The organism is Embleya australiensis, from assembly GCF_051903075.1.
Taxonomy (GTDB): Bacteria; Actinomycetota; Actinomycetes; order Streptomycetales; family Streptomycetaceae; genus Embleya.
The window spans coordinates 3,861,877-3,885,684 of record NZ_CP182422.1; the positions used below are offsets into that span (position 1 = coordinate 3,861,877).

Below are 23,808 nucleotides of genomic sequence, written 5' to 3' on the forward strand. Positions count from 1 at the left end.
GCCGTCCCGTCCGTCGCGCCGGCGGGACGGCGGGTTCGCTTTCGTGGATCGGCGCGGGCGTGCTCAGCGGCGGCCGGTCACCAGCCACGCGTCGGCGCGGACCCGATGGCCGAGCAGGATCACCCGGGCGAGCATGAAGGTGCCGATCGCCCACCACCACATCGCGATCAGGCCGCCGCCGAGGGCCAGCACCGTGCCCAGGGCCGCACAGAACGCGGCCAGCACGAGCGGCATGGTGAGCGCGAGGTAGCGCCCGTCGCCCGCGCCGATCAGCACGCCGTCCAGGACGAACACCGCGGCGGCCACCGGCTGGAGCGCGGCGACCGCGAGCAGCGCGCCGGCCAGCAGGTGGCGCACCGCCGGGTCTGCCGTGAACAGCGGGATGTACAGCGGACGCGCCGCGACCACCACGACCGCGAACAGCGCCCCCGTCCACACCCCCCACACCAGCATCCGGCGCGTGGCGGCGCGGGCGCCGGTCGCGTCGCCCGCGCCCAGGGCCCGGCCGACGATCGCCTGGGCGGCGATCGCGAGAGCGTCGAGGGCGAAGGCGAGGAAGGTCCACACCTGCCAGGCGACCTGGTGGGTGGCGATCGAGGTGTCGCCCATCCGGGTCGCCGCCACGGTGGCGCCGATCAGGATCGCGCGCAGGCTGACGGTGCGCACGAACAGCGGTGCGCCCGCGCCGGCCGACGCGCGGATGCCGGCGAGGTCGGGGCGCAGCGAGGCGCCGTGCCGACGGGCGCCGCGCACCACGGTGACGAGGTAGACCGCGGCCATGCCGGTCTGGGCGATCACCGTGCCCCACGCGGATCCGGCGATCCCCCAGTGCAGGCCGTACACGAAACCGAGGTTGAGCAGCAGGTTGGCGGTGAAGCCGAGGACCGCCACCAGGAGCGGGGTGCGGGTGTCCTGGAGGCCGCGCAGCACGCCGGTGGCGGCCAGCACGATCAGCATCGCCGGCACGCCGAGCGAGCCGATCCGCAGGTAGGTCACCGCGTGCGGGGTCGCGCTGTCGGAGGCGCCGAAGGCGGCGACGATCCACGGGGCGGTGACCAGGCCGACCACCGTCAGCGCGAGGCCGAGCAGCGCGGCGAGCCAGACGCCGTCCAGGCCCTGGCGGATCGCGGCGCGCGGGTCGCCGGCGCCGAGCAGCCGGGCGACGGCGGCGGTGGTCGCGTAGGCGAGGAACACGCACAGGTTGACCAGGGTGGTCAGCATCGCGCCCGCGACGCCGAGTCCGGCCAGCTGCGGGGTGCCGAGGCGGCCGACGATCGCCGAGTCGACGAGCACGAACAGCGGCTCGGCGACGAGGGCGAAGAACGCGGGGACGGCCAGGCGCAGGATGTCGCGGTCGTGCGCTCGGGGCCGGGGCGTGGGGGTGGGCGCGGTGTCGGGGTGTGGATCGAGCTGCTGTGGATCGGCCGCCGGAGGGTTCGTCGGCGAGGAGGGGGTGGACGGCACCCGTCCACGGTAGTCATCCACAGGTAAGGGTCACAATGCCGTTCTGGTCATTACCGGCGAGCGCGGGGCGTACGCGGGTGCACACGTGGGGCGATAGCCGCATGATTCGCCCAACAGTTTTTCACATACACAGCCGGTGGATAGAGAAGACGCAGGTCAGAGCCGGTTTGTGGACATGATTGCGAAGCGTTGACGGCCGACTGCGCACAGCTTGTACACAGCTGGACCCGTCCCTCTCCACAGGTTGTCCACAGTTATCCACAGGCCCTGTGTATGACCGCCTTGGCCGGTCGGGGGTCCACCCGTACGGTGAAGGGCCGCATGCCGCGTCGTGCGGCGATTCTGTCGGCCGTGTGGCGTATGAAGGACACGGTGATTGCGGTGCGATCTCGCACGAGCCTTGTCGAAAGGAGACCCCGGGCATGAGCGTCTCCGAGTTCGAAGAGGCCCGGCCCGAACCGGCCCGCGAAGGATTCGAGCGGACCCCGCCGCAGGACATCGCGGCCGAACAGTCGGTCCTCGGCGGCATGATGTTGTCCAAGGACGCGATCGCCGACGTCGTGGAGAACCTCAAGCCGGTCGACTTCTACCGGCCCGCCCACGAACTCGTCTACAACGCGATCCTGGACCTGTACGCCCGGGGCGAACCGGCCGACGCGGTCACCGTCGCCGCCGAGTTGACCAAGCGCACCGAGATCGGCCGGGTGGGCGGCGCCCCGTACCTGCACACCCTGATCTCGTCCGTGCCGACCGCGGCCAACGCCGAGTACTACGCGCGGATCGTGCGCGAACAGGCGGTGCTGCGCCGCCTGGTCGAGGCGGGCACCCGGATCGTGCAGATGGGATACGCGGCCGACGGCGAGGTCGACGACATCGTCAACAACGCCCAGGCCGAGGTCTACAAGGTCACCGAGCAGCGCACCACCGAGGACTACGCTCCGCTGGCCGACATCATGGAGGGCGCCCTCGACGAGATCGAGGCGATCGGCTCCCGCGGCGGCCAGATGTCCGGCATCCCCACCGGCTTCACCGACCTGGACTCCCTCACCAACGGCCTCCACGCCGGCCAAATGATCGTCATCGCCGCCCGCCCCGCCATGGGCAAGGCATTGGCGCTGGACACTCCGCTACCGACGCCCACCGGCTGGACCACGATGGGCGAGGTGCGGGTCGGCGACCTGTTGATCGGGGCCGACGGAGCGCCGACGCGTGTGGTGGCGGCCACCGAGGTGCTGAACGATCGGCCGTGCTACGAGGTGGAGTTCTCCGACGGCGCGGTGATCGTCGCGGACGGCGCCCACCAGTGGGTGACCGAGACCCGGGCCGAGCGCCGCGCGGTGCGGGACCACGCCCCGGAAGCGAGCCGCGGCGCGGTGCGTACCACGGAGGAGATCGCGGCCACCGTGCGGTGCGCGACGGCCGATCGCCGACTGAACCACGCCGTCCGGGTCGCCGCCCCGGCGTGCCTCCCGGAACGCGACCTCCCGTTGCCGCCCTACGTGCTCGGCGCGTGGCTGGGCGACGGACACAGCGCGGGCAGCCGATTCACCACGGCCGATCCCGAGATGATCGACAACATCGAACGCGAGGGCATCCGCGCCGTCCCGACCTCGAGCCCGATGTCCTTCAACCTCTGCCTCCCGGACCCCGGGGCTGTCGACGCGATCCTGAGCACGCTCGGGGTCTTGGACGACAAGCACATTCCCGAGGACTACCTGCGGGCGTCCGAAGCGCAGCGGCGAGCTCTCCTCGCGGGGTTGCTCGACACCGACGGCCACGTGAGTCCGAGTGGGACCGTGCGGTTCGCCGTGACCAACCGCAGGCTCGCCGAGGGAACTCTCGAACTCGTGCTGAGCCTGGGCTATCGCGCGACGATGCGTACCGAGCCGGTCAAGGGGCGCGACGCCGACACGTCGATCCGCTACCAGGTGAACTTCACGCCCGCGGACAAGGTCTTTCGGCTGACCCGCAAGATCGCCCGGCAGAGCACCCTCGCCTACCCGACCACCCGGCTGCGCTACATCGCCGCGGTGCGGCGGATCGACTCGGTGTCGGTGCGCTGCGTCGAGGTGGACAACGCGGACCATCTCTACCTGGCGGGCCGGGCGTGGATCCCGACCCACAATTCGACCCTCGGCCTCGACATCGCGCGCGCGTGTTCGATCAGGAATGGGCTTTCCAGTGTGATTTTCTCGCTGGAGATGGGGCGCAACGAGATCATGATGCGTCTGTTGTCGGCGGAGGCGCGGGTCGCGTTGCATCACATGCGGTCGGGGAGCATGACCGACGACGACTGGACCCGGCTGTCGCGCAAGATGGGCGAGGTCACCGCGGCGCCGATGTACATCGACGACTCGCCGAACCTGTCGATGATGGAGATCCGGGCCAAGTGCCGCCGGCTCAAGCAGAAGCACGACCTGCGTCTGGTGATCATCGACTACCTCCAGCTGATGCAGTCGGGCGGCTCGCGCCGGGCCGAGAACCGCCAGCAGGAGGTCTCCGAGATGTCGCGAAACCTCAAGCTCCTGGCCAAGGAGCTGGAGGTCCCGGTGGTCGCGATGTCCCAGCTCAACCGTGGCCCCGAGCAGCGCACCGACAAGAAGCCGATGGTCTCCGACCTTCGTGAAAGTGGTTCGATCGAGCAGGACGCCGACATGGTCATCCTGTTGCATCGTGAGGACGCGTACGAGAAGGAGTCGCCCCGGGCCGGGGAGGCGGACCTGATCGTGGCCAAGCACCGCAACGGCCCGACGGCGACGATCACCGTGGCGTTCCAGGGGCACTACTCGCGCTTCGTGGACATGGCCCAGAGCTGAGACCCGGGCCGGTCACGGGACTGGGGTGAAGGCCCTGCGGGTGTGGGCGAGGAGTTCGCGGACGGCCGGGTTGTGGGTGTGTTTCCAGACCAGGGCCAACAGGGCCGGGGTTTGTACGTCGGCGATGGTGCGGGCGAGCAGGCGGTCGGCGTAGTGGGCGGCCATGGATTGGCTGAGGACGCCGACCGCCAGGCCGCGGGCGGCGAGGTCGGCGATCGCGTCCGCCGCGCCGGCCTCCAGCGCGATCCTGGGGTGCAGGTCGCGGGCCGCGCATGCCCGGTCGAGGACGGTGCGCAGGCCGGTGCCCGGGGGCATGCAGGTGATCGGGTGGGCGGTCAGGTCGGACAGCGTGATTCGGGAGCGGGCCGCCAGCGGGTGGTCGGGCGGGAAGATCGCGACGAGGCGTTCGTTGATGATCGTCATGGCCTCCAGGTCCTCGGGCGTGGTGGCGGCGACTCCGATCAGGGCCAGGTCGGTGGCGCCGGTGCGGACGTCGTGGGTGAGGGAGTCGGAGTTGTCCTCCTGGAGCGCGATCTCCACCCCGGGATGCGCCCGATGGAAGGCGGCCAAGGCGTCGAACAGCGGGGTGATGGTGCAGCCGATGACCATGCCGACGGTGACCCGGCCCCGGATCAGGTCGGTCACCTCGCCGACCGCCTGACCGACCGACCGGGCGGCGGCCAGTGCGGCGCGGGCGTATTCGAGCGCGGCCTTGCCCGCCACGCTGAGTGTGACGCCGCGCGCCGAGCGCTCGAACAGCTCGGCGCCAAGCTCGCGTTCCAGCTGTCGGATCTGCGCGCTGACCCCCGACTGGCTGATGTGCACCCGCTCGGCCGCCCGGGTGAAGTTGCGCTCCTCGGCGACCGCGACGAAGTATTCGAGCTGCCTCAGTTCCATGACTGTGGATTCTAGCTTTCAGAATTCCAATCTGTTGGATTTCTGGCAGAGCGCTGCCCAGACTGGGTGCCGGGGAGCCGCACCGGGCCTGCCCCCGCCCCGTCGCCTTCGCCGGAAACAGGTATCGACATGCGCAAGTGGCTGCCTCTGATCACGGTGTGCCTGGGCACGTTCATGCTGCTCATCGACGTCACGATCGTGAACGTCGCGCTCCCGGACATGGTCGGCGACCTGGACGCGTCCTTCGGGGCGCTGCAATGGGTCGTCGACGCCTACGCCCTCGCCCTGGCCGCGCTCGTGCTCGGCGCGGGCTCGATCGCCGACCGCTTCGGCCACCGGCGGATCCACGTCGGCGGACTCGCGCTCTTCGCGCTGTCGTCCCTCGCCTGCGGGCTCGCGCCCGGTACGGGGGTGCTGATCGGTGCCCGGGCCGTGCAGGGCGTGGGCGCGGCGGCGATGTTCGCCACCACCTTCGCCCTGCTCGACGGCGCCTACACCGGGCGCGACCGGGGCAGCGCGTACGGCGTGTGGGGAGCGGTCGCGGGCGCCTCGGCGGCGATCGGCCCGATCCTGGGCGGGCTGCTCACCCAGGGGGTGTCGTGGCGCTGGATCTTTTTCGTCAACCTGCCGGTCGGCGCGGTGGCCATCGTGTTGTGCCTGCGGGTCCTGGCGCCCGTACGGCCGACGTTCGCGGGTCGGCTCGACCTCGCCGGCATGGTCGGCTTCACCCTCGCGGCAGCCGCCGCCACGTACGCGCTGATCCGGGCGAACGAGGACGGCTGGTCGGACGCCGGAGTCCGGTGGCTGCTCGCCGCCTCGGTCGTCTCGCTCGCCGGTTTCACGGTGATCGAAGTGCGTTCCCAGTACCCCCTGTTCGACCTCGCGCTGCTGCGCAACCGGACGTTCGTCGGGGTTCTGCTCGCGGGCTTGCTGCTCACCTTCGCGGCCTTCGCCGGCTTCTCCTACACCTCGATCTGGCTCCAGACCGTGCGCGGGATGAGCCCGATCGGCGCGGGGCTGACCGGGCTGCCGATGTCGATCGTCGCGTTCGCGGTCTCCGCGGGGCTCGGTCGGGTGCTGCACGGTCGGCGTCCCGATCTGGTGATCGGCGGTGGGCTGCTCGCGGTCGGCGCCGGGGGATTGCTGACCGCCGCGCTTGTGCACGGCTCGGCGGGGTGGCCGGCGCTGGTGCCGGGCTTCGCGCTGGTCGGCGCGGGGGTGGGGATGGCCACGCCGATCCTGGGTTCGGTGTCGATGTCGTCGGTGCCGGCGACGCGGGGCGGGATGGCCGCCGGCGCGGTCAACACCACCCGACAGTTGGGCTTCGCCTTCGGTATCGCGGTCCTGGGCAGCGTGTTCACCGCCCGGGTGCGGACCGAGCTGTCCGGGCGCGGCCTGGTCGACCCGGCGGGCGCCGCGCATACGATTGCCGGCGGGCAGATGCCCGCCCTCGTGCACGCCGCCCCGCCGGAGCGCCGAATGTTGGTGGACGGCGCGGCGCACTCGGCGGCGGTGGCCGGTGTCCAGGCGACCTACCTCGTGGCGGGCCTGGTCGGCGTGGTGGCCGCGGTGCTCGTCACGATCCTGATGCGGCCCGGCCGGAAGCCGGCGACCGCCCCCGAGGAGGCCACCCGGCTCGCGTCGCCGGCGGCGGGCTGACGCCGCCCCGGCCGGTGGGGGTCAGGCGCCGATCAGGACCTTCGGGTCGCCGGTGTGCCAGATGTTTTCCACGTACAGGTGACGCATTGCCCAGGCGTCGCCGGTGCGGACCAGGTCGACGGCGTACCGGTTCTTCAGGAGCAGGTGTCGCGCGTGGTCGCCGGTCGGCAGGTGCTGGGCCTCGACCAGGGCGGTCAGGCGGGCCCGGTCGCCGGTGATCTCGATGCGCGTGTTGTCCACCGTGTGGGTGGTGTCGAGCCGGACGTCCGGGTTGAAGTGCACCGCCTCGATCGCCTCGATGCCGACCATCACCGGTACTTCCAGGCCGAGTTCGGCGGCGACCGGGCGGAAGTCGAACTCGGCGTCCGGGGTGAAGGCGCTCCGGAACAGGTCCCGGTCCTTCAGGTCGAAGCCGAGGCCGAAGCGCAGCAGCGCGTCCACGATCTCGGCCCGGTCGCGCAGTTCGCGGACGATCGTGGCGGTGTCGGTCGTGGCGCCGGCTGTGAGTGCGGTGGGGCGGGTGACGAACATCCGGACTCCTCGGGTGGTGGCTCTGGTCGGGCTCCTCTCCAGCCTCGGTGCGGATCGGGGGTGAGTGGGGGTGGGTGAGGGGGTGATCGGTCCGGCGCCGGGGGTGAGCAGGCCGAGGTGGGCCTGGGCCCACCTCGGGTCGGGGGTCCGGCGCAGTGTTTCCGAGGTCGTGCGGAACCAGACTCGTGGATGCGGGGCCGGAGGGGCCGGCGGGGACGGACGGCGAGAGGACATCGCGATCATGGACGGCACGGGGACGCTGAGTGCGAGGGCCGCGGCACCGCTGCGCGGGTTGGCGATGGTGCCGCAGGCGGTGCCGCAGGTGGCGCTGTTCACGGTGACCGCGGTCGCGATCGGGGTGATCCCCACCGGGGTGGGCCTGCTCCTGCTGCCGCCGGTGGTCTACGCCACCCGGCTGCTCGCCCGGCAGGCCCGCGGCCGGGCCGGGCGCTGGTCGGGTGTCGAGATCGAACAGCCGTACCGCGCCGTGCCGCCCGCCCGGGGGATCGCCGGGTTGTGGCGGCGCAACACGGCGCTGCTGGCCGACCCGGCGACCTGGCGGGACCTGCTGTGGACGCTGTTGAACCCCGTGATCGGCACGCTGCTCGCGATCCTGCCGCTCACGCTGCTCGTGTTCGGTGTCGAGGGCCTGGCGATGCCGTTCATCCGGGAGCCGATCGGCAACGCCGGCGGCTCGCTCTGGTACGGCTTCATCCACGTTCGGGACGCGACCGACGCGCTGTACGCGGTGCCGCTCGGCGCGGCGGTGCTGGTCGTCGGCTTCCTGTCCGGCCCGGCCCTGCTGCGGGCGCACGCGTTGTGGACGCGGAGCCTGCTCGGCCCGGTGTCCGCGAAGGAGCAGGGCGTGATGCCGGTCGCGTACCCCGCCGCCGCGTAGCTCGCGCTCGCGCACCCCGACCCTCCGACAGCCGCCGCCCGCCGGGACGCCCTCCGCCCCGGCAGGCGGCGGCGTGCGTGGCCGGGTCCCCGGCGAGCGGCGGGTGTACCGGGGAGGCGGCGGCGGTCCACGGGCTCCCTCCCCCGGAAGGCCGCGGACCGCTCGCTTCCCCTACGGCGGGTCCCGGGGCACGGGGTCTGTTCGGGCCCGCCGCATGGATGTGATCGTGTCCGGTCGCGCTTGGTGTGCGGTGGGTTCGTGCTTGGTCTTCGTGCGGGTCTTCGTGCCGGATGTTCGTGCGAACCCGCGTGCAAAGACGTTCATCCCCGGGCACGAGATGCGTCTACTCCCGCTGGAGTAGGAGGTCGTGGAGGCGTCTGCGAGGGCGGTGCACGGCCGTAGTCCCCGGGGCGGAACTTGTGCTCGGGGGCCCGATTTCGTTTGAAGTGGTCGGCGCCGCCTGCCTACCGTCGAAGCTGACACCACCAGCGTTCTCTCGGTTCGTGCGGCGATCGGCACGCCTTGTGAATCGGATCACAAGGCGTCCTCGGGGGCCGGTCACACCGTGGGATCGCCCACGCGACCGAGGAGAGATCAATGTTCGGACGACTCGGCAGGCTCGTCGTCCACAACCCCTGGAAGGTGATCGCGGCCTGGCTGATAGCCGCGATCGCCCTCGTCATGTTCGCGCCGAAGCTGAGCGACCTGACCAACCAGGACCAGTCGAGCTTCCTGCCCGGCAAGTACGAGTCCGTACAGGCCCAAGACCTCGCCGAGAAGGCCTTCCCGCAGTCCACCGAGCAGACCGCGCTGCTGGTCTTCAAGCGTGCCGACGGCAAGAACCTGACCGAGGCCGACAAGAGCACGGTCAAGGACATCACCGGCAGGCTGGGCGCGGCCGGCGTCGAGCACGTCAGCAAGGTCGAGGCGGGCGCCGCCAAGGACCGGATCGCCCTGGGCACCGCCTACATCAAGGGCGAACAGCAGGACAAGTTCGTCAACGAGGCGCTGAAGAAGCTCCGCGACAAGGCGAAGCCGATGGTCGAAAAGACCGACCTCAAGCTCGGCTTCACCGGCAGCGTCGCGATCAACGTCGACAACGAGGACGCCTTCAAGAAGGCCGAGGCGATCGTCGGCATCGTCACGATCGTGCTGATCATCGTGCTGCTCCTGGCGATCTACCGCAGTCCGATCGCGGCCCTACTGCCGGTGCTCATGGTCGCGCTGGTGTCGATGGTCGCCTCGCCCGTGATCGCCATCGTCGGCAAGGCCACCGGCCTGCAGGTGGACCAGTCGCTGAACACGATCCTGATCGTGGTGTTGTTCGGCATCGGCACCGACTACATCCTCTTCCTGCTCTTCCGCTACCGGGAACGACTGCGCGCGGGTGACGACAGGAAGGAGGCGATGATCGTCTCCGTCGAGCGGGTGGGCGAGGCCATCGCCTCGGCCGCCGGCGCCGTGGTCATCGCCTTCGGCGCGATGTTGCTCGCCACGTTCGGCTCGTTCAAGTCGATGGGCCCGGGTCTGGCCATCGCGGTGATCGTAATGGCGATCGCCGCGCTGACCCTGGTGCCCGCCGTGGTGTCGCTGATCGGGCCGAAGGTGTTCTGGCCGTCCAAGACCTGGCAGCACCAGCCCAAGGGCACCGCCTTCCACCGGATCGGCGGCCTGGTCGGGCGCAAGCCGGTCGCGGTGGCCCTGGTCGCCGGCGTGGTCATGGTGGCCTTCGCCGCCGGCGCGCTGAACTTCAAGGCCGACTACGACCAGCTCGGTCAGCTGCCCGGGGACACCGAGTCGGCCAAGTCGATGAAGGACATGCAGCTCGACTTCGCGGCGGGCACGCTCAACCCGACGCAGATCTACCTCAAGAGCACCGACGGCAAGCCGATCGACAAGGGCGCGGCGGAGCGCTTCGCCCTGTCGTTCAAGGGCGTCGAGGGTGTCGGCGACCTGAACGAGGCCGGCGAGGACGCGAACGGTTCGCACGTCAAGGTCAGCGGCGACGGGATGTCCGCCGAGATCGCCATCGTGCTCAAGGAGAGCCCGTTCGCGAACAAGGCGCTGGACAGCATCGACCCGCTGCGCGACTTCGCGCACGCCCACCAGCCGGAGGGCACCAAGGCGATGGTGGGCGGCCAGACCGCGGCCTTCACCGACATCCGCGAGGCCACCAACCGCGACCTGTCGGTGATCTTCCCGGTCGCCGGTCTGCTGATCGCGCTGGTGCTCGGCCTGCTGCTGCGCAGCGTGGTGGCCCCGTGGTACCTGATGCTGGCGGTGGTCCTGGGCTTCATCTCGACGATCGGCGCGACGGTCCTCGTCTTCCAGACGCTGGCCGGCAACTCCGGCGTGATGTTCATGCTGCCGGTGATGATCTACATGTTCGTGGTCGCCATCGGCACCGACTACAACATCCTGATGGTCGCCCGCCTGCGCGAGGAGGCCAAGGAGGGACACGAGCCGAGGCAGGCCGCCGCACTGGCCGTCGAGCACGCGGGTCCCTCGATCGCCGCCGCGGGTGTCATCCTGGCAGGGACGTTCGCGTCGCTCATGATGGCGGGCATCGACATGATGACCCAGATGGGCTTCGCGGTCTCGGTCGGGATCTGCATCTCGGCGTTCGTGATGTCGATGTTCCTGGTGCCCTCGGTGACCGCCCTGATCGGGCACGCCGCGTGGTGGCCGGGACACGGCGACCGGGCGACGGGGCGGGTCGGCCGGGGCGAGGAGGACAGGAAGCCGGTGTTCGCCGGGGACCGGTGACCCGGTAGGACCGAGGAGAGCAGATGGCCGCGGAAGGCCCCGCGCGAGTTGCCGTGCGGGGTCTTCCCGCGTCCGGGGCCGGAACCGGCACCCGGACCGGCGAGTCGGTCGAGCCCTGGTTGATGCCGCTGCCCAAGCCGTTCGCGCGGCGGCTGACCTGTCGGCCGTGGCTGGGCGAGTTGCTGCTGGTCGTCGCGGTACTGCTGTGCGTGATCGGCGGCGCGATCGGGTCGACCAAGCGGCAGGAGACCACCGGCAGCCCGGACGCGTTCAACCTGGCCATCGCCGCGCTCACCTGCCTGCTGCTGCTGGGCCGGCTGCGCTGGCCGCTGACCGTGCTGGTGCTCACCGAGGCCGGCCAGATCTTCTACCTGGCCGCCGACGGCCTCGACGGGCCGATCCTGATCCCGACCATGGTGGCGCTGTACACCGTGGCCGCCCGCGGTCAGCTGCGCCGCTCGGTGCTGATCGCCTCGGCCGTGGCCCTGCTGCACACCGGCATGCGGATAGGGCTGACCCCCGACGGGTTCCTGTCCCCGGAGAAGTACCTGTCCGGGATCTGGATGTATCTGCCGGTCGCGATCGGCGAGGCGGTCCGCGCGAAGCGGGCCTACTGGGCGGAGGTACAGGCCCGCCTCGCCCGCGCCGAGCAGGAGCGCGAGGACGAGGCCCGGCGCCGGGTCACCGCCGAACGTATGCGCATCGCCCGCGAGCTGCACGACGTGGTCGCGCACAGCATCGCGATGATCAACATCCAGGCGGGCGTGGCCGCGCACGTCATCGATCGCGACGTGCCGCAGGCCAAGGAGGCGCTGGTACACATCAAGGTGGCCAGCCGTGACGCGCTGGCGGAACTGCGCACCACGCTGGGCGTGCTGCGCCAGGACGGCGACAACGACCTGCCCACCGAGCCGACCCCCGGGGTGGACGACGTGGAGTCGCTGGTGGCGTCCTACCGCAACGCGGGGCTGCCGGTGCTGCTCGAGGAGTCCGGCCAGGATCGGACCCCGTCCGCGCCGGTGGGCCTGGCCCTGTACCGGATCGTCCAGGAGTCGCTGACCAACGCGATGAAGCACGCCGGCGACGGGGCCACGGCGATCGTGCGGGTGGTCTACGGGGAGCACGCGGTCGAGGTCGACGTGCTCGACGACGGTCGCGGCACCCCCGAGCCGGGGCGCACGGGCGGCGCCGACGGCACCGGCCACGGCCTGCTCGGCATGCGGGAACGGGCGGTCGCCGTGGGCGGCTCGCTCGCGGTGGGCCCCGGCCCCAACGGCGGGTTTTCGGTACACGCGGTGCTGCCGCACCACAAGGGCGCGCCGGCGGCGCGCCGCGAAGGAGAGTCCTCATGACGGTGCGCGTGCTGATCGCGGACGACCAACTGCTGGTGCGCTCGGGCTTCAAGGTGCTGGTCGGCAGCGACCCGGAGCTGGTGGTGGTCGGCGAGGCGGCGAACGGCACCGAGGCGCTGGCGCTGGCCCGGGAGACCACCCCGGACGTGGTGTTGATGGACATCCGGATGCCCGGCATGGACGGCCTGGAGGCGACCCGGCGGATCGTGCGCGACGACGATCTCGCGGGGGTGCGGGTGCTGGTGCTGACCACGTTCGAGGTCGACGAGTACGTGTTCGAGGCGCTGCGGGCCGGGGCCAGCGGGTTCCTGGTCAAGGACACCGATCCCGAGGACCTGCTCAAGGCGATCAAGACCGTCGCCTCGGGAGACGCGCTGCTCTCGCCGGGCGCCACCCGCGCCCTGGTGGCCCGCTTCCTGTCCCAGCCCGAGCCCAAGGTGGCCGCCCCGGACCGGCTGGAGGCGCTGACCGACCGCGAGCGCGAGGTGTTGTCGCTGGTCGCGGCCGGGATGAGCAACGACGAGATTGCCGAGCACCTGTTCGTGTCACCGCTGACCGCCAAGACCCACGTCAGTCGGGCGATGGTCAAGCTCGGCGCGCGCGATCGGGCGCAACTCGTGGTGATCGCCTACGAGTCGGGGATGGTTCGACCGGGACGCGGCTGACTTCCCGCGTCCCGGCGCACGTCAGCCCAGATCGCCCGCGAGCAGGGTGTGGATGCCCTCGACGTTGGCCCGCAGATAGGCCGCGAGGCTGGCCGGCACCAGCCCGACCGAGGCCAGTCCGGCCGGCGTGAACGGCACGCGCACGATGTCGTACTCGCCGTTCGGCTCGTCCACCTCGGGCCCGTGCCGCAGCGCGGGGTCCATCGATTCGAGCCGGCAGGCGAAGAAGTGCTGGACCTTGACCCCGCCGGGCTCGGGCACGGTGTCCACGAACGCGGGCACCGGTCGGCCGATCTTGCCGCCCAACTCCTCGAACACCTCGCGCCGCAGCGCCTCGGTGACCGTGGTGTCCTCGGGTTCGACGCCGCCGCCGGGGGTGATCCAGTACGGGGAACTGCCCGGCTTCGTGCGTTTGATCAGCACCATCCGGTCCTCCTCGTCGAGGAGGATCGCGCGTGCCGTCCGCTTCACCACTGAACGCATCGTCGTGCCTCTGCTTTCTCGCCAGGCGTGGCCCCCCGTCTGAGACTTGCTTTCCGACGGAGCGGCCGGTTTATGCCTGTCTCACCCCACGCGAAGGGATCATGCCCAGCGCGCGGCGCGCGCGATCAGCTCGCCGTGCAGATGCGCGATGTGCGGCTGGCTCAGCGTGCCCTCGCGCACCGCGAGGAACACCGTGTGCAACGGCGGCAGTTCGGGCTCCAGCAGGGCCACCACCGCGCGCCGGTCCAGCGCCTCGGCGCACAGGTAGCGCGGCAGCACCGCGATGCCGTGCCCGGCGCGCACACACTCCAGGACGGCGCGCAGGTCGGGCACCGTCACCGCGGCGGGCGCGGTGGGCTTGGCGTCGAACACGGTGGACCAGTAGCGCCGGATCAGCGGCTGCTCCTCGGCCTCGCCGACCAGCGGCACCCCGTCCAGGGCGGCCGGGCCCTGTGCCCGGATCCGGCTCTGCGGCAGCCGCGAGGCCCAGTTCGGCGCACCGACCAGGACGTACTCCTCGTCGGTGAGCGGTGTACCGACGATCCCCCGGGCGCGCGGGCGCACGTCGGAGATGACCAGGTCGTGCCGGGCCGCGGCGAGCCCGGCCAACAGCGTGTCGCCGGCACCCAGGGTCACCCGTAACCGCAGGCCGCGCCGGACCAGGTCGGCCAGCGACGGCAACACGCGCAGCGCGGTCAGTTCGGTGGGGCCGCCCAGGTGCACCGTGCGCCGCATCGGGTCGGTGCCGCGCAGCTCGCGGGCGGCGATCTCCTCGATCGCGTCCAGGTGCGGGGCGAGTCGGCGGGCCAGTTCGTCGGCGGGGCCGGTGGGCGCCACCCCACGCGGCAGCCGTTCGAACAGCTGCTTGCCCACCTGCTTTTCCAGGGTGCGGATCTGCGCGGTTATCGCCGGTTGCGACAGTCCGAGCGACGCGGAGGCCCGGGTGAAGGAGCCCGCGCGGTGCACGGCCAGGAAAGTGCGCAACAGCGTCAGGTCCACGGGTCCCCCGTCTCGTGTCCCCCGGCCACTCCCGAGAGCCGGGGACATCACGTGATCTTGCCCGAAGTCGCAGGTCAGCCCGGGGAGGCGGCGTCCAGGGCGCGCAGCAGGTCGGCGACGAGATCCGCGGTGTCCTCGCAGCCCGCCGAGAATCTGACGAACCCCTCCGCGACATCGTTCCCGGCCCAGCGCGCACGTCGCTCGGCCATGCTGTGCACGCCGCCGAAACTGGTGGCTTCGGCGACCAGTTCGAGGGCGCCCAGGAAGCGACGAGCGGTGTCCGCGTCGGCGAGCGTGAAGCTCACGACGCAGCCGAACCGCCGCATCACACGGGTGGCCACATCGTAGGACGGATCGCCTTTCAGCGCGGGGTGGCGGACGTCGGTGACCTCGGGACGAGCGAGCAGCGCCTCGGCCACGGCCAGCGCGTTGGCCCCCTGCCGATCCACCCGCAACTGGAGGGTGGACAACGAACGATGCGCCAACCAGGCCTCCATGGGCCCGGGCACCGCACCGGTGAGCGAGCGCCAGGACCGGACCCGCTCGGCCAGTTCGGCGCTCGCGCAGGCGACGTAGCCGAGCAGCACGTCGCTGTGCCCGGTCAGCGCCTTGGTGCCGCTCGCCGCCGAGATGTCCGCGCCCAGCGCGAGCGGGAGTTGGCCCAGCGGTGTGGCCAGCGTGTTGTCCACCGCCACCAGCGCGCCCCGGGCGTGCGCGAGTTCCGCGACGCGGCGGATGTCGCACACGTCCAGACCCGGGTTGCTCGGGGTCTCCAGCCACACCAGTCGGGCGCCGGGCAGGGCCCGTTCCAGCTCGTCCCCGGCGGTCGGCACGGTGCGCACTTCGACCCCGCGCTCGGCCAGGTGCGCGCCGACCGTGCGGGTGGCGGGGTAGCCGTCGGAGGGCAGCACGACCACGTCGCCCGGCCCGGTGAGGCCGAGCAGGACGGCCGAGACCGCGGCCATCCCGGACGCGAACGTCACCGTGCCGGCGGCGCCCTCCAACGCGCCGATCGCGGTCTCCAGGCCGGTCCAGGTGGGGTTGGCGTAGCGCCCGTACCGGTAGGGCCCGACCGGCTCGCCGGGCAGGTGGTAGGTGCCGGCGAACACCGGCCCGGGCAGGAAGGGGTCGCCCGGGGCGTGGCCGGGGCTGCCCACCCGGACCGCGCGCGTCCCGTCGCTCCATTCGTCGGACATCACGACTCCCTCGCTGCCTGTTTCACGTGAAACCTCGTACCGAGCCATCGTGGCGGACGGCCGTCAGTCGCGGTCCAGGACCAGGCTCAGGAACCAGCTGACCAGGCCGATCACCAGGGCGCCGAGCAGGGCCGCCCCGAAGCCGTCGATGTGGAAGTCGAGATCGAGCTTGTTGGATATCGCCTCGGTCAGCCACAACATCAGCGCGTTGATCACGAACGTGATCAGGCCCAGGGTGAGTACGAACAGCGGTAGGGAGAGCAGCTTCACGATCGGTTTGATTATCGCGTTGACGATCCCGAAGATGAGCGCGACGAAAATTATCGTCTTGGCCCTGGTGCCGGCCGAGGCACCGTCGGCGAGATCGATTCCGGACACGAACCAGCCGGCGAACCAGATGGCCAGTGCGTTGGCGACAAGTTTGATGAGCAGGCTTTTCATATCTTGATGCTGGCACCCGGCGGCCCCCTCCCGCTCGTGCCTGGACGATAAGTCTGTTCGTGTCGGTAAGGAGTTGGTCACATGAAGGTCTTCCGCCTCGACGACCTGGACGCGGAACGCGCCTTCGAACAGGGCGCGTATCTGAGCTTCCTGCGCGAGCGGAACTTCTCGATGGGCCTGTACGCCCTGGAGCCGGGCGAGAGCGACACCCAGAAGCCGCACGGGCAGGACGAGGCGTACGTGGTGATCAGCGGTCGGGCCACGCTGACCGTGGGTGACGAGTCGACCGCCGTCGCCCGCGGCAGTGTGGTGTACGTGCCGGCGAAGGTGCCGCACCACTTCCACCGGATCACCGAACCGCTGCGCGTGCTGGTGTTCTTCTCCCCGCCGGAGGCGTGAGCGGGCGGGCCACCGGCCGACGGCGGCCCCGCCCTGGCCCCGGCGGCTCCGCCCACCGACCGGGCGGTGTACGACAATCACATCTCGGGATCCGACGATGGGAAGTACATCCGATGGCACTGCGCGACGAACTCTGGGCGTCGATCGAGGACGTCTACGCGGCGATCCTCGACCACCCCTTCATCCACGGACTCACCGACGGCACGCTGCCGCGCGAGGCGTTCCGGCACTACGTCGTGCAGGACTCGCACTACCTGCGCGACTACGCCAGGGCGCTCGCGGTGTGCGCGGCCAAGGCGCCGGACGAGGCGACGACCGTACAGTTCGCGCAGGACGCGGCCGGGGCGATCGCGGCGGAGCGGTCGCTGCACGAGGGCTTCATGGTCGACTTCGGCAGCTCGGTGGCCGACGCGACGGCGACCGAGCCGGTGTTGCCCAGCACCCGCGCCTACGTCAGCTACCTGATGGCGACCGTGCACAACGGCTCGTTCGCCGAGGGTGTGGCCGCGGTGCTGCCCTGCTACTGGATCTACGCCCGGGTGGGTGACGCGCTGCTCGCCAAGGGTTCGCCCGACGAGCTGTACAGGCGGTGGATAGCCACGTATGGCGCCGAGGAGTTCCAGGAGACGGTGCGCGCGGTCCTGGATCTGGTGGACCGGATCGGCGAGGACCTGTCGGCGGGCGAACGGGCCCGGATGCTGGAACACTTCGCGACCACCGCGCGCTACGAGTGGATGTTCTGGGACGCCGCGTGGCGAGGCGAGCGCTGGCCGGTCTGAGCACGGGGGGCGGCGAAGCGCGGCCCGGCGCACGTCGGGACGCCGTCGCGCGGAGCGGAACCGGGCTTCCCGGGTAGGGCGTGTCCTGCCGGGGAATGTGCTCCCCGGGTGTGCACGTCTCGCGTGGGTTCGCGTGACTTGGGGGTTGGACGATGGAGACATGGCCGCAGTGGGCGCGCATCGGCGTTCCGGTGGTGGCGCTGGTGCTGCTGTGCTGGTTGCTGATCTGGCTGTTCTCGGCCTTCCTGATGCTCCTCGTCAAGGGTGTCGTGGGGTTGTTCGTGGTGATCGGCATGGTCGTGCTCGCGCGTACGGCGGTGGCCGGTCGGGGACCGCGCGATCCGCTGGGGTGAACCCGGCGCTGGTCGTGCGGTCGGCGGTGTGCCAGGGTGGGGGCGCACCACACGGAGATACACGGGAGCTCGGGGCACCGGGCTGAGAGGGCGCTGAGGCCGCGCCGACCGCAGAACCTGACCGGGTAATGCCGGCGTAGGGAGCCTTTCCATGACCTCGCACGACACTTCGCTGTCCGCTGCCACCGCGCAGACGGTCACCAGCGGTCCGATTTCCCCCGCCCACCACCGCGGCTATGTCGCCGGATCGCGCGAGGACCTGCGCGTCCCGGTGCGTACGGTGCACCTGACCAACGGCGAGACGGTTCGCCTGTACGACACGTCCGGCCCGTACACCGATCCCGCCTTCGAGGTGGACGTGCGGCGCGGTCTGCCCGCGTTGCGCGAGGCGTGGATCGACGAGCGCGGCGACACCGAGCGCTACGACGGCCGGATCGCCGACCTCACCCCGGCCGGGCTCGCGGTGCCGGGTGCGGGGGTGCGTCCGCGGCGGGCCGCCGGATCCGAGGCGGTGACCCAACTCGGCTACGCCCGGCGCGGGCTGATCACCCCGGAGATGGAGTTCGTGGCCGTCCGCGAGGGCCTGACCCCCGAGGTGGTGCGCGACGAGATCGCCGCCGGGCGGGCGGTGTTGCCCGCGAACATCAACCACCCCGAGATCGAGCCGATGGCGATCGGGAAGAACTTCTTGGTCAAGGTCAACGCGAACATCGGCAACTCGGCGGTGACCTCCTCGATCGAGGAGGAGACCGACAAGCTGGTGTGGGCGATCCGCTGGGGCGCGGACACGGTGATGGACCTGTCCACCGGCAAGGACATCCACACCACGCGCGAGTGGATCGTGCGCAACTCGCCGGTCCCGATCGGCACGGTGCCGCTGTACCAGGCGCTGGAGAAGGTGAACGGCAAACCCGAGGAACTGACCTGGGAGCTGTACCGGGACACCGTGATCGAGCAGTGCGAGCAGGGCGTCGACTACATGACGGTGCACGCCGGCGTGCTGCTGCGCTATGTGCCGCTGACCGCGCGGCGCAAGACCGGGATCGTCTCGCGCGGCGGCTCGATCATGGCCGCATGGTGTCTGGCGCACCACCGGGAGAACTTCCTGTACACGCACTTCGCCGAGCTGACCGAGATCCTGCGCGCGTACGACGTGACCTACTCGCTCGGCGACGGCCTGCGGCCGGGCTCGATCGCCGACGCCAACGACGCGGCGCAGTTCGCCGAGTTGGAGACGCTGGGCGAACTGGGCCGGATCTCCCGGTCGATGGACGTCCAGGTGATGGTCGAGGGCCCCGGCCACGTGCCGATGCACAAGATCAAGGAGAACGTCGACCTCCAGCAGCGCATCTGCGACGAGGCGCCGTTCTACACCCTGGGCCCGCTGACCACCGACGTGGCGCCCGGCTACGACCACATCACCTCGGCGATCGGCGCGGCGATGATCGGCATGTGGGGCACCGCGATGCTCTGCTACGTGACGCCGAAGGAGCACCTGGGCCTGCCGGACCGGGACGACGTCAAGGCGGGCGTGATCGCGTACCGGATCGCCGCGCACGCGGCCGACCTGGCCAAGGGCCACCCGGGCGCGCAGGCGTGGGACGACGCGCTCTCCGACGCCCGGTTCGAGTTCCGCTGGCAGGACCAGTTCGACCTGGCGATGGACCCGGACACGGCGCGGGCCTATCACGACGCGACGCTGCCGGCCGAGCCGGCGAAGACCGCCCACTTCTGCTCGATGTGCGGGCCGAAGTTCTGCAGCATGCGGATCTCCCACGACATCCGCGCGGAACACGGCGACGGCGCCGCCGCTGCCACCGACTCCGCCGCCGTCGCGTCGGCCGAGGAGGCCGAGGCCGGGATGCGGGCCAAGTCGGCGGAGTTCGCGGCCGCGGGCAACCGGGTCTACCTGCCGCTGGCCGACTGACGTTCGGGTCGCCGGACGACGTCTCGGGGCCGGGTCCTGCCCCGGGGCGTCGTCAGGCGGGCAGGGCCGGGCCCTCGCCGGCGACGATGATGCCGTGCTCGTAGGCGAACACCACCGCCTGCGCCCGATCGCGCAGGCCCAGCTTGGCGAACATGCCGCCCACGTGGCTCTTCACGGTCGCCTCGGTGACCACGAGGTGGGCGGCGATCTCGCTGTTGGACAACCCGCGGGCGACCAGGAGCAGGGCCTCTCGTTCGCGCGGGGTCAGCGCCGCCAGGAGCCCGGGCGGGGACCGCAGCGGGTCGGTGCGGGCGGCGAAGTTCTCGATCAGGCGCCGGGTGATCGACGGCGAGAGCAGCCCCTCCCCGGCGTGGACCACGTCGATCGCCTCCACCAGGCGGGCGCGCGAGGCGTCCTTGAGCAGGAATCCCGCGGCGCCCGCGCGCAACGCGCCGAAGACGTACTCGTCCAGGTCGAACGTGGTCAGGATCAGTACGCGCGGGGGCGGCGAGATCCCGGCGGCGTGCAGGCGGGCGGTGGCCTCGACGCCGTCCACGCGCGGCATCCGGATGTCCATCAGGATCACGTCCGGACGCAGCGTGGCGGCCAGTTCGACGGCCTCGTCGCCGTCCTCGGCCTCGCCCACCACGTCGAACTCGTCCCGGGTCTGCAGGAACAGGCGCAGGCCGGTGCGGATCAACTCCTGGTCGTCGACGATCAGCAGGCGGATGCTCCCGGCGCTCACGCGGGATCCCCCAGCGGCAGGCGGGCCGCGACCCGGAAGCCGCCGTCCGCGTCGGGCCGGGCCTCCAGTTCGCCGCCGAGCACGCCGATCCGCTCGCGCATGCCGACCAGGCCGTGGCCGCCCGGGGCGGGTTCGGCCGCCGGTGCGCCGTCGTTGACGATCGTGACCCGCAGATGGGTGGCGCCGAAGTCGAGGGTGGTGACCGGGTTCCTCGGCCCGAACGGGCGGGTACCGCCGCGGTGGTGCGGCCGTAGCGTTTGGTCAGTTCGTGGACCGCTATCGCCGGGGTGTGTGGGGGCGTCGAAGTCATGCCGAAAGCATCGACGCCGCCGATCTCCCGGTCTTCGGTCGAAGGACCGAACCCGACCTGCCACTTGCGGAGGAGCGGCGGGGCGGGGCGTCGCGGTCAGCGCGGGTCCGGGATCAGGACGACCTTGCCGGTGATCGTGCCCGACTCGGCCAGCGTCATCGCCTCCGCGGCCCGGGTCAGCGGGATGCGGGCGGCTACCTGGGGGGTGATGGTGCCCTCGGCGAGCAGGGCCAGGACCTCGGTCAGGTCGGCGCGGAGGCGGGCCCGGAACGCGGCCGGGCGGCGCTTGCCGGCCCAGATGTTGTAGAAGTGCGTGCGCCGCCCGTTGGGCAGCAGGTTCCACCACAGCAGGCGGGCGATCAGCCCCAGCACCGGGAGCCGGGACGAGCCGGGCCGGTCCTTCGTGGCCGCCGTTCCGTAGGAGACCAGCGTGCCGCCCCGGGCGAGCAGTCGGAACGAGTCGACGATGCCGTCCCCGCCCACGTGGTCGAACACCGCGTCGACGCCGTCGGGGGCCGACTCGCGCACCAGGGACGGCAGATCGGGCGCGCGGTAGTCGAGCGGGACGGCGCCGAGCGCGCGTACCGCGTCGTGGTGGCGCGGGGACGCGGTGCCGATCACCCGGATGCCCGCGTGCGTGGCCAGCTGGACCAGGGTCGAGCCCACGCCGCCGTTGGCGCCGTGTACCAGGATCGTCTGTCCCCGCCGCACCTTCGCCACGCGGTGCAACATCTGCCACGCGGTGATGCCGTTGACCACCACCGTCTCCGCCTCGGCCGGGTCGACCTCCTCGGGCACCTCGACGAGGTCGGCGACCGGGAGCACGATCCGGCTCGACCAGCCGCCGACCTTGGTCAGCGCGGCGAAGCGGCGGCCGACGAGGGAGGCGTTCACCCGGGGGCCCACCCGCGACACCGTGCCGACCAGGTCGTAGCCGGGCACGAACGGGAAGGGCGGCTGGTCGTAGTACTTGCCCCGGCGCATCTGCTGCTCGGCGAAGGACACGCCCGACGCCTCGACCGCGAGCAGCACCTCCCCGGGGCCCGGCTCGGCCACCGGGCGCTCGCGCACCTGCAGACCCGAGGGCTCGACGACGCCCGGGAGCACGATTTCGGTCATGGTCTCGGCGGGGGGCCGGCCCTGGGGCGTGGACACGGACGTGGTCTCGATCGCACTGATGGTCATGGCATCTCCCGGGATAGTGACTCTCAATCACCTTCGTTATAGCCTCTAACTTAAGTGCATGCCTGTAGTCCGTCAAGGTTTCCCGTGAAACACGTCGGTCAGATCGGCGCCGACCAGGTCACCGTCGTCCCGAGCCCCTCCGGCCCCGGGCCGAAGTCCGCCCGCCCGCCCAATTCCTCGGCCCGGCCCGCCAGATTGGCCAGCCCGCTGCGCCGACCGCCCGGCGGGATGCCCACCCCGTCGTCGGTGACCGCCAGGGCGACGTGGCCGCCGGCCACCACCAGGCTCACCTCGACGCGCGACGCGTGCGCGTGGCGGGAGGCATTGGACAGGATCTCGCGCAGTGCGGCGAGAAGCTGCTCGGCGACCTCGTCCGGCACGGTCGAGTCGACCGGTCCGACGAAGGTGACCGTCGGATCGAAGCCGAGCGCGGGCGCCGCCGCGCTCGCCTCGCGCAACACCCGCCCCCGGACCCCGGTCGCCCCTTCGCGCGGCGGATTCCGCAGCGCGAAGATCGTGCTGCGCACCTCACGAATCGTCGCGTCGAGTTCGTCCACCGCCTGATTGACCCGGGTGACCACACCCGGCACCTTGGCCAGCCGGGCCGCGCCCTGGAGCATCATCCCCGTCGCGAACAGCCGCTGGATGACCAGGTCGTGCAGGTCCCGGGCGATCCGGTCGCGATCCTCGAACACCGCCAGCCGTTCCCGATCGCGCTGCGCGCCCGCCAGCATCAGCGCGATCGCGGCCTGGCCGCCGAACGCCTGCGCCATCGAGCGCTCGGTCGCGTTGAACGGCACCGCGCCGACACGCTTGTCCAACTCCAGCGCGCCGAGGATGCGATCGCTGGCGATCAGCGGTACGAACAGGCCCGGACCGAAGCAGCGCGACTTGGCCACCATCACGTTCGGGTCGGTGCTCATGTCCTCGATGAAGATGCTGCGCCCGGCGTTGATCGCCTCCGCGAGCGGGGTGCCCTTCTCGATCACCGTGCCGCCGAGGCCCGCCAGGTCCTCGCCGGAGGTGACCTCGACCAGGTAGGAGCCGTCGGGCTGGGGCAGGTACATCGCGGCGAAGTCCGCCTCGGCCAGGCCGCGGGCCCGCTCCGCCACCACGACCAGCGCCTCGTCGGGGTCCTGCGCGGTCAGCAGAGCCGTGGTGACGTCCGCCGAGCCCATGATCCACTTCTCTCGGCGGGCCGCGCTCTCGAACAGGCGCGCGTTCTCGATCGCGACGCCGGCCGCCGCCGCGAGTGCCCGGACCACCTGCTGGTCCTCGATGCCGAAGTCGGGTCGACCGCGCTTCTCGGTCAGGTACAGATTGCCGAACACCTCGTTGCGCACCCGGATCGGCACGCCCAGGAACGAGTGCATCGCCGGATGGTTCGGCGGGAAGCCGTAGGAGGCCGGATGCCGGGTCAGATCGTCGAGCAGCAGCGGTTCGGGACGGTCGATCAGCAGGCCCAGGATGCCCCGGCCGTGCGGGAGTTCGCCGATGCGCTCGCGGTCGGCCGGGTCGATGCCGACGGTGATGAAGTCGGACAGGTTGTTGTCGCTGCCGATCACGCCGAGCGCGGCGTAGCGGGCGTCGGCCAGATCGGCCGCGGCCTCGACGATCCGGCGCAGCGTGGTGTGCAGGTCCAGGTCGGCGCCGACCGCGATCACCGCTTCGAGCAGGCCCTGGAGCCGGTCCCCGGTGGCCGCGGCCGAGCCGAGCCGTTCGACCACCTCGGCGACGATGTCGTCCAGGGCGAGCGGGGCCGACGCGGGGGGTCGGTGGGTGTCGCGGGTGTCGTCTGCTCGGTCGGGGCGCCGGGGCGGGTCGGGGCGCTCGGTCCGCTCGGGTTCCTCCGGGCTGTCGCCGCCGTTCGCCATGGGTAAAGCGTACGGGTGTGAATCGGCCGGAAAGGTGTCAAACCGCACGGACACGCGTACGGATCCGCG

The 23,808-nt window shown here is 71.4% G+C and carries 20 protein-coding genes; 10 read left to right on the forward strand and 10 right to left on the reverse strand.

Annotated elements, in window-relative coordinates:
• Positions 1–63: 63 nt before the first annotated feature.
• Positions 64–1,347 (reverse strand): MATE family efflux transporter, encoded by a 1,284-nt coding sequence (locus ACMXN5_RS16540; protein WP_439678020.1) that lies wholly within the window; start codon positions 1,345–1,347, stop codon positions 64–66.
• A gap of 539 nt (positions 1,348–1,886) precedes the next feature.
• Between ACMXN5_RS16540 and dnaB the strand changes: the two genes are divergently transcribed.
• Positions 1,887–4,280: a replicative DNA helicase gene (gene dnaB / locus ACMXN5_RS16545; protein WP_439675910.1), complete on the forward strand. Its 2,394-nt coding sequence runs from the start codon at positions 1,887–1,889 to the stop codon at positions 4,278–4,280.
• Between the two features lie 12 nt (positions 4,281–4,292).
• Here dnaB and ACMXN5_RS16550 read toward each other — a convergent pair whose 3' ends face one another.
• Entirely contained in the window at positions 4,293–5,177 is an 885-nt protein-coding gene (locus ACMXN5_RS16550) for a LysR family transcriptional regulator (RefSeq protein ID WP_439675911.1), read from the reverse strand.
• A 129-nt stretch (positions 5,178–5,306) separates the two neighbouring features.
• Here ACMXN5_RS16550 and ACMXN5_RS16555 point away from each other — a divergent pair, with 129 nt between their 5' ends.
• The gene (locus ACMXN5_RS16555) at positions 5,307–6,836 is read left to right on the forward strand and encodes an MFS transporter (protein ID WP_439675912.1); all 1,530 of its coding nucleotides are present in this window, start codon (positions 5,307–5,309) and stop codon (positions 6,834–6,836) included.
• A gap of 21 nt (positions 6,837–6,857) precedes the next feature.
• Here the strand turns inward: ACMXN5_RS16555 and ACMXN5_RS16560 are convergent, their stop codons facing one another.
• A complete protein-coding gene (locus ACMXN5_RS16560) occupies positions 6,858–7,367 on the reverse strand; it encodes a nuclear transport factor 2 family protein (protein WP_439675913.1) in 510 nt (169 codons plus the stop codon).
• Positions 7,368–7,608: 241 nt separating this feature from the next.
• Here ACMXN5_RS16560 and ACMXN5_RS16565 point away from each other — a divergent pair, with 241 nt between their 5' ends.
• From ACMXN5_RS16565 to ACMXN5_RS16580, 4 genes are all read left to right on the forward strand, one after another.
• Positions 7,609–8,265 carry a sensor domain-containing protein gene (locus tag ACMXN5_RS16565; RefSeq protein WP_439675914.1) on the forward strand — a complete coding sequence of 219 codons (657 nt, stop codon included), beginning with the start codon at positions 7,609–7,611 and terminating at the stop codon, positions 8,263–8,265.
• A gap of 597 nt (positions 8,266–8,862) precedes the next feature.
• Positions 8,863–11,031 carry an MMPL family transporter gene (locus ACMXN5_RS16570; RefSeq protein WP_439675915.1) on the forward strand — a complete coding sequence of 723 codons (2,169 nt, stop codon included), beginning with the start codon at positions 8,863–8,865 and terminating at the stop codon, positions 11,029–11,031.
• A gap of 23 nt (positions 11,032–11,054) precedes the next feature.
• Entirely contained in the window at positions 11,055–12,383 is a 1,329-nt protein-coding gene (locus ACMXN5_RS16575) for a sensor histidine kinase (protein WP_439675916.1), read from the forward strand.
• Positions 12,380–13,048 carry a response regulator gene (locus ACMXN5_RS16580; protein ID WP_078976274.1) on the forward strand — a complete coding sequence of 223 codons (669 nt, stop codon included), beginning with the start codon at positions 12,380–12,382 and terminating at the stop codon, positions 13,046–13,048. Before ACMXN5_RS16575 ends, ACMXN5_RS16580 begins: the two co-directional genes overlap by 4 nt.
• Before the next feature lie 21 nt (positions 13,049–13,069).
• Here ACMXN5_RS16580 and ACMXN5_RS16585 read toward each other — a convergent pair whose 3' ends face one another.
• The 4 genes from ACMXN5_RS16585 to ACMXN5_RS16600 all read right to left on the reverse strand — a co-directional run bounded on the left by ACMXN5_RS16585 (position 13,070) and on the right by ACMXN5_RS16600 (position 16,167).
• Positions 13,070–13,531 (reverse strand): NUDIX domain-containing protein, encoded by a 462-nt coding sequence (locus tag ACMXN5_RS16585; protein ID WP_380003345.1) that lies wholly within the window; start codon positions 13,529–13,531, stop codon positions 13,070–13,072.
• Positions 13,532–13,630: 99 nt separating this feature from the next.
• Complete coding sequence (locus ACMXN5_RS16590) at positions 13,631–14,530, reverse strand: LysR family transcriptional regulator (protein ID WP_439675917.1); 900 nt, start codon at positions 14,528–14,530, stop codon at positions 13,631–13,633.
• Positions 14,531–14,604: 74 nt separating this feature from the next.
• Positions 14,605–15,726: a cystathionine gamma-lyase gene (locus ACMXN5_RS16595; protein ID WP_439675918.1), complete on the reverse strand. Its 1,122-nt coding sequence runs from the start codon at positions 15,724–15,726 to the stop codon at positions 14,605–14,607.
• Positions 15,727–15,789: 63 nt separating this feature from the next.
• Entirely contained in the window at positions 15,790–16,167 is a 378-nt protein-coding gene (locus tag ACMXN5_RS16600) for a phage holin family protein (protein ID WP_439675919.1), read from the reverse strand.
• Between the two features lie 81 nt (positions 16,168–16,248).
• Here ACMXN5_RS16600 and ACMXN5_RS16605 point away from each other — a divergent pair, with 81 nt between their 5' ends.
• The 4 genes from ACMXN5_RS16605 (at position 16,249) to thiC (ending at position 19,625) form a co-directional block, all read left to right on the forward strand.
• A complete protein-coding gene (locus ACMXN5_RS16605; protein WP_380030574.1) occupies positions 16,249–16,566 on the forward strand; it encodes a cupin domain-containing protein in 318 nt (105 codons plus the stop codon).
• 113 nt (positions 16,567–16,679) lie between these two features.
• Positions 16,680–17,345: a thiaminase II gene (gene tenA, locus ACMXN5_RS16610; protein WP_439675920.1), complete on the forward strand. Its 666-nt coding sequence runs from the start codon at positions 16,680–16,682 to the stop codon at positions 17,343–17,345.
• Between the two features lie 152 nt (positions 17,346–17,497).
• Positions 17,498–17,698: a hypothetical protein gene (locus ACMXN5_RS16615; RefSeq protein WP_395795826.1), complete on the forward strand. Its 201-nt coding sequence runs from the start codon at positions 17,498–17,500 to the stop codon at positions 17,696–17,698.
• 151 nt (positions 17,699–17,849) lie between these two features.
• Positions 17,850–19,625 (forward strand): phosphomethylpyrimidine synthase ThiC, encoded by a 1,776-nt coding sequence (thiC, locus tag ACMXN5_RS16620; RefSeq protein WP_439675921.1) that lies wholly within the window; start codon positions 17,850–17,852, stop codon positions 19,623–19,625.
• Positions 19,626–19,677: 52 nt separating this feature from the next.
• Here thiC and ACMXN5_RS16625 read toward each other — a convergent pair whose 3' ends face one another.
• The 3 genes from ACMXN5_RS16625 to ACMXN5_RS16635 form a co-directional block, all read right to left on the reverse strand.
• Positions 19,678–20,370 (reverse strand): response regulator, encoded by a 693-nt coding sequence (locus ACMXN5_RS16625; RefSeq protein ID WP_439675922.1) that lies wholly within the window; start codon positions 20,368–20,370, stop codon positions 19,678–19,680.
• A 406-nt stretch (positions 20,371–20,776) separates the two neighbouring features.
• A complete protein-coding gene (locus tag ACMXN5_RS16630; protein ID WP_439678021.1) occupies positions 20,777–21,799 on the reverse strand; it encodes a medium chain dehydrogenase/reductase family protein in 1,023 nt (340 codons plus the stop codon).
• Positions 21,800–21,963: 164 nt separating this feature from the next.
• Positions 21,964–23,739 (reverse strand): GAF domain-containing protein, encoded by a 1,776-nt coding sequence (locus tag ACMXN5_RS16635; RefSeq protein WP_439675923.1) that lies wholly within the window; start codon positions 23,737–23,739, stop codon positions 21,964–21,966.
• Positions 23,740–23,808 lie beyond the last annotated feature (69 nt).

Coding starts and splice junctions, on each gene's coding strand:
- ACMXN5_RS16550 (WP_439675911.1), bottom strand. CDS start 5,177: ATGGAACTGAGGCAGCTCGAATACTTCGTCGCGGTCGCCGAGGAGCGC.
- ACMXN5_RS16560 (WP_439675913.1), bottom strand. CDS start 7,367: ATGTTCGTCACCCGCCCCACCGCACTCACAGCCGGCGCCACGACCGAC.
- ACMXN5_RS16595 (WP_439675918.1), bottom strand. CDS start 15,726: ATGTCCGACGAATGGAGCGACGGGACGCGCGCGGTCCGGGTGGGCAGC.
- ACMXN5_RS16635 (WP_439675923.1), bottom strand. CDS start 23,739: ATGGCGAACGGCGGCGACAGCCCGGAGGAACCCGAGCGGACCGAGCGC.
- tenA (WP_439675920.1), top strand. CDS start 16,680: ATGGCACTGCGCGACGAACTCTGGGCGTCGATCGAGGACGTCTACGCG.
- ACMXN5_RS16555 (WP_439675912.1), top strand. CDS start 5,307: ATGCGCAAGTGGCTGCCTCTGATCACGGTGTGCCTGGGCACGTTCATG.
- ACMXN5_RS16600 (WP_439675919.1), bottom strand. CDS start 16,167: ATGAAAAGCCTGCTCATCAAACTTGTCGCCAACGCACTGGCCATCTGG.
- ACMXN5_RS16630 (WP_439678021.1), bottom strand. CDS start 21,799: ATGACCGAAATCGTGCTCCCGGGCGTCGTCGAGCCCTCGGGTCTGCAG.
- ACMXN5_RS16565 (WP_439675914.1), top strand. CDS start 7,609: ATGGACGGCACGGGGACGCTGAGTGCGAGGGCCGCGGCACCGCTGCGC.
- ACMXN5_RS16605 (WP_380030574.1), top strand. CDS start 16,249: ATGAAGGTCTTCCGCCTCGACGACCTGGACGCGGAACGCGCCTTCGAA.
- ACMXN5_RS16615 (WP_395795826.1), top strand. CDS start 17,498: ATGGAGACATGGCCGCAGTGGGCGCGCATCGGCGTTCCGGTGGTGGCG.
- thiC (WP_439675921.1), top strand. CDS start 17,850: ATGACCTCGCACGACACTTCGCTGTCCGCTGCCACCGCGCAGACGGTC.
- dnaB (WP_439675910.1), top strand. CDS start 1,887: ATGAGCGTCTCCGAGTTCGAAGAGGCCCGGCCCGAACCGGCCCGCGAA.
- ACMXN5_RS16570 (WP_439675915.1), top strand. CDS start 8,863: ATGTTCGGACGACTCGGCAGGCTCGTCGTCCACAACCCCTGGAAGGTG.
- ACMXN5_RS16580 (WP_078976274.1), top strand. CDS start 12,380: ATGACGGTGCGCGTGCTGATCGCGGACGACCAACTGCTGGTGCGCTCG.
- ACMXN5_RS16575 (WP_439675916.1), top strand. CDS start 11,055: ATGGCCGCGGAAGGCCCCGCGCGAGTTGCCGTGCGGGGTCTTCCCGCG.
- ACMXN5_RS16585 (WP_380003345.1), bottom strand. CDS start 13,531: ATGCGTTCAGTGGTGAAGCGGACGGCACGCGCGATCCTCCTCGACGAG.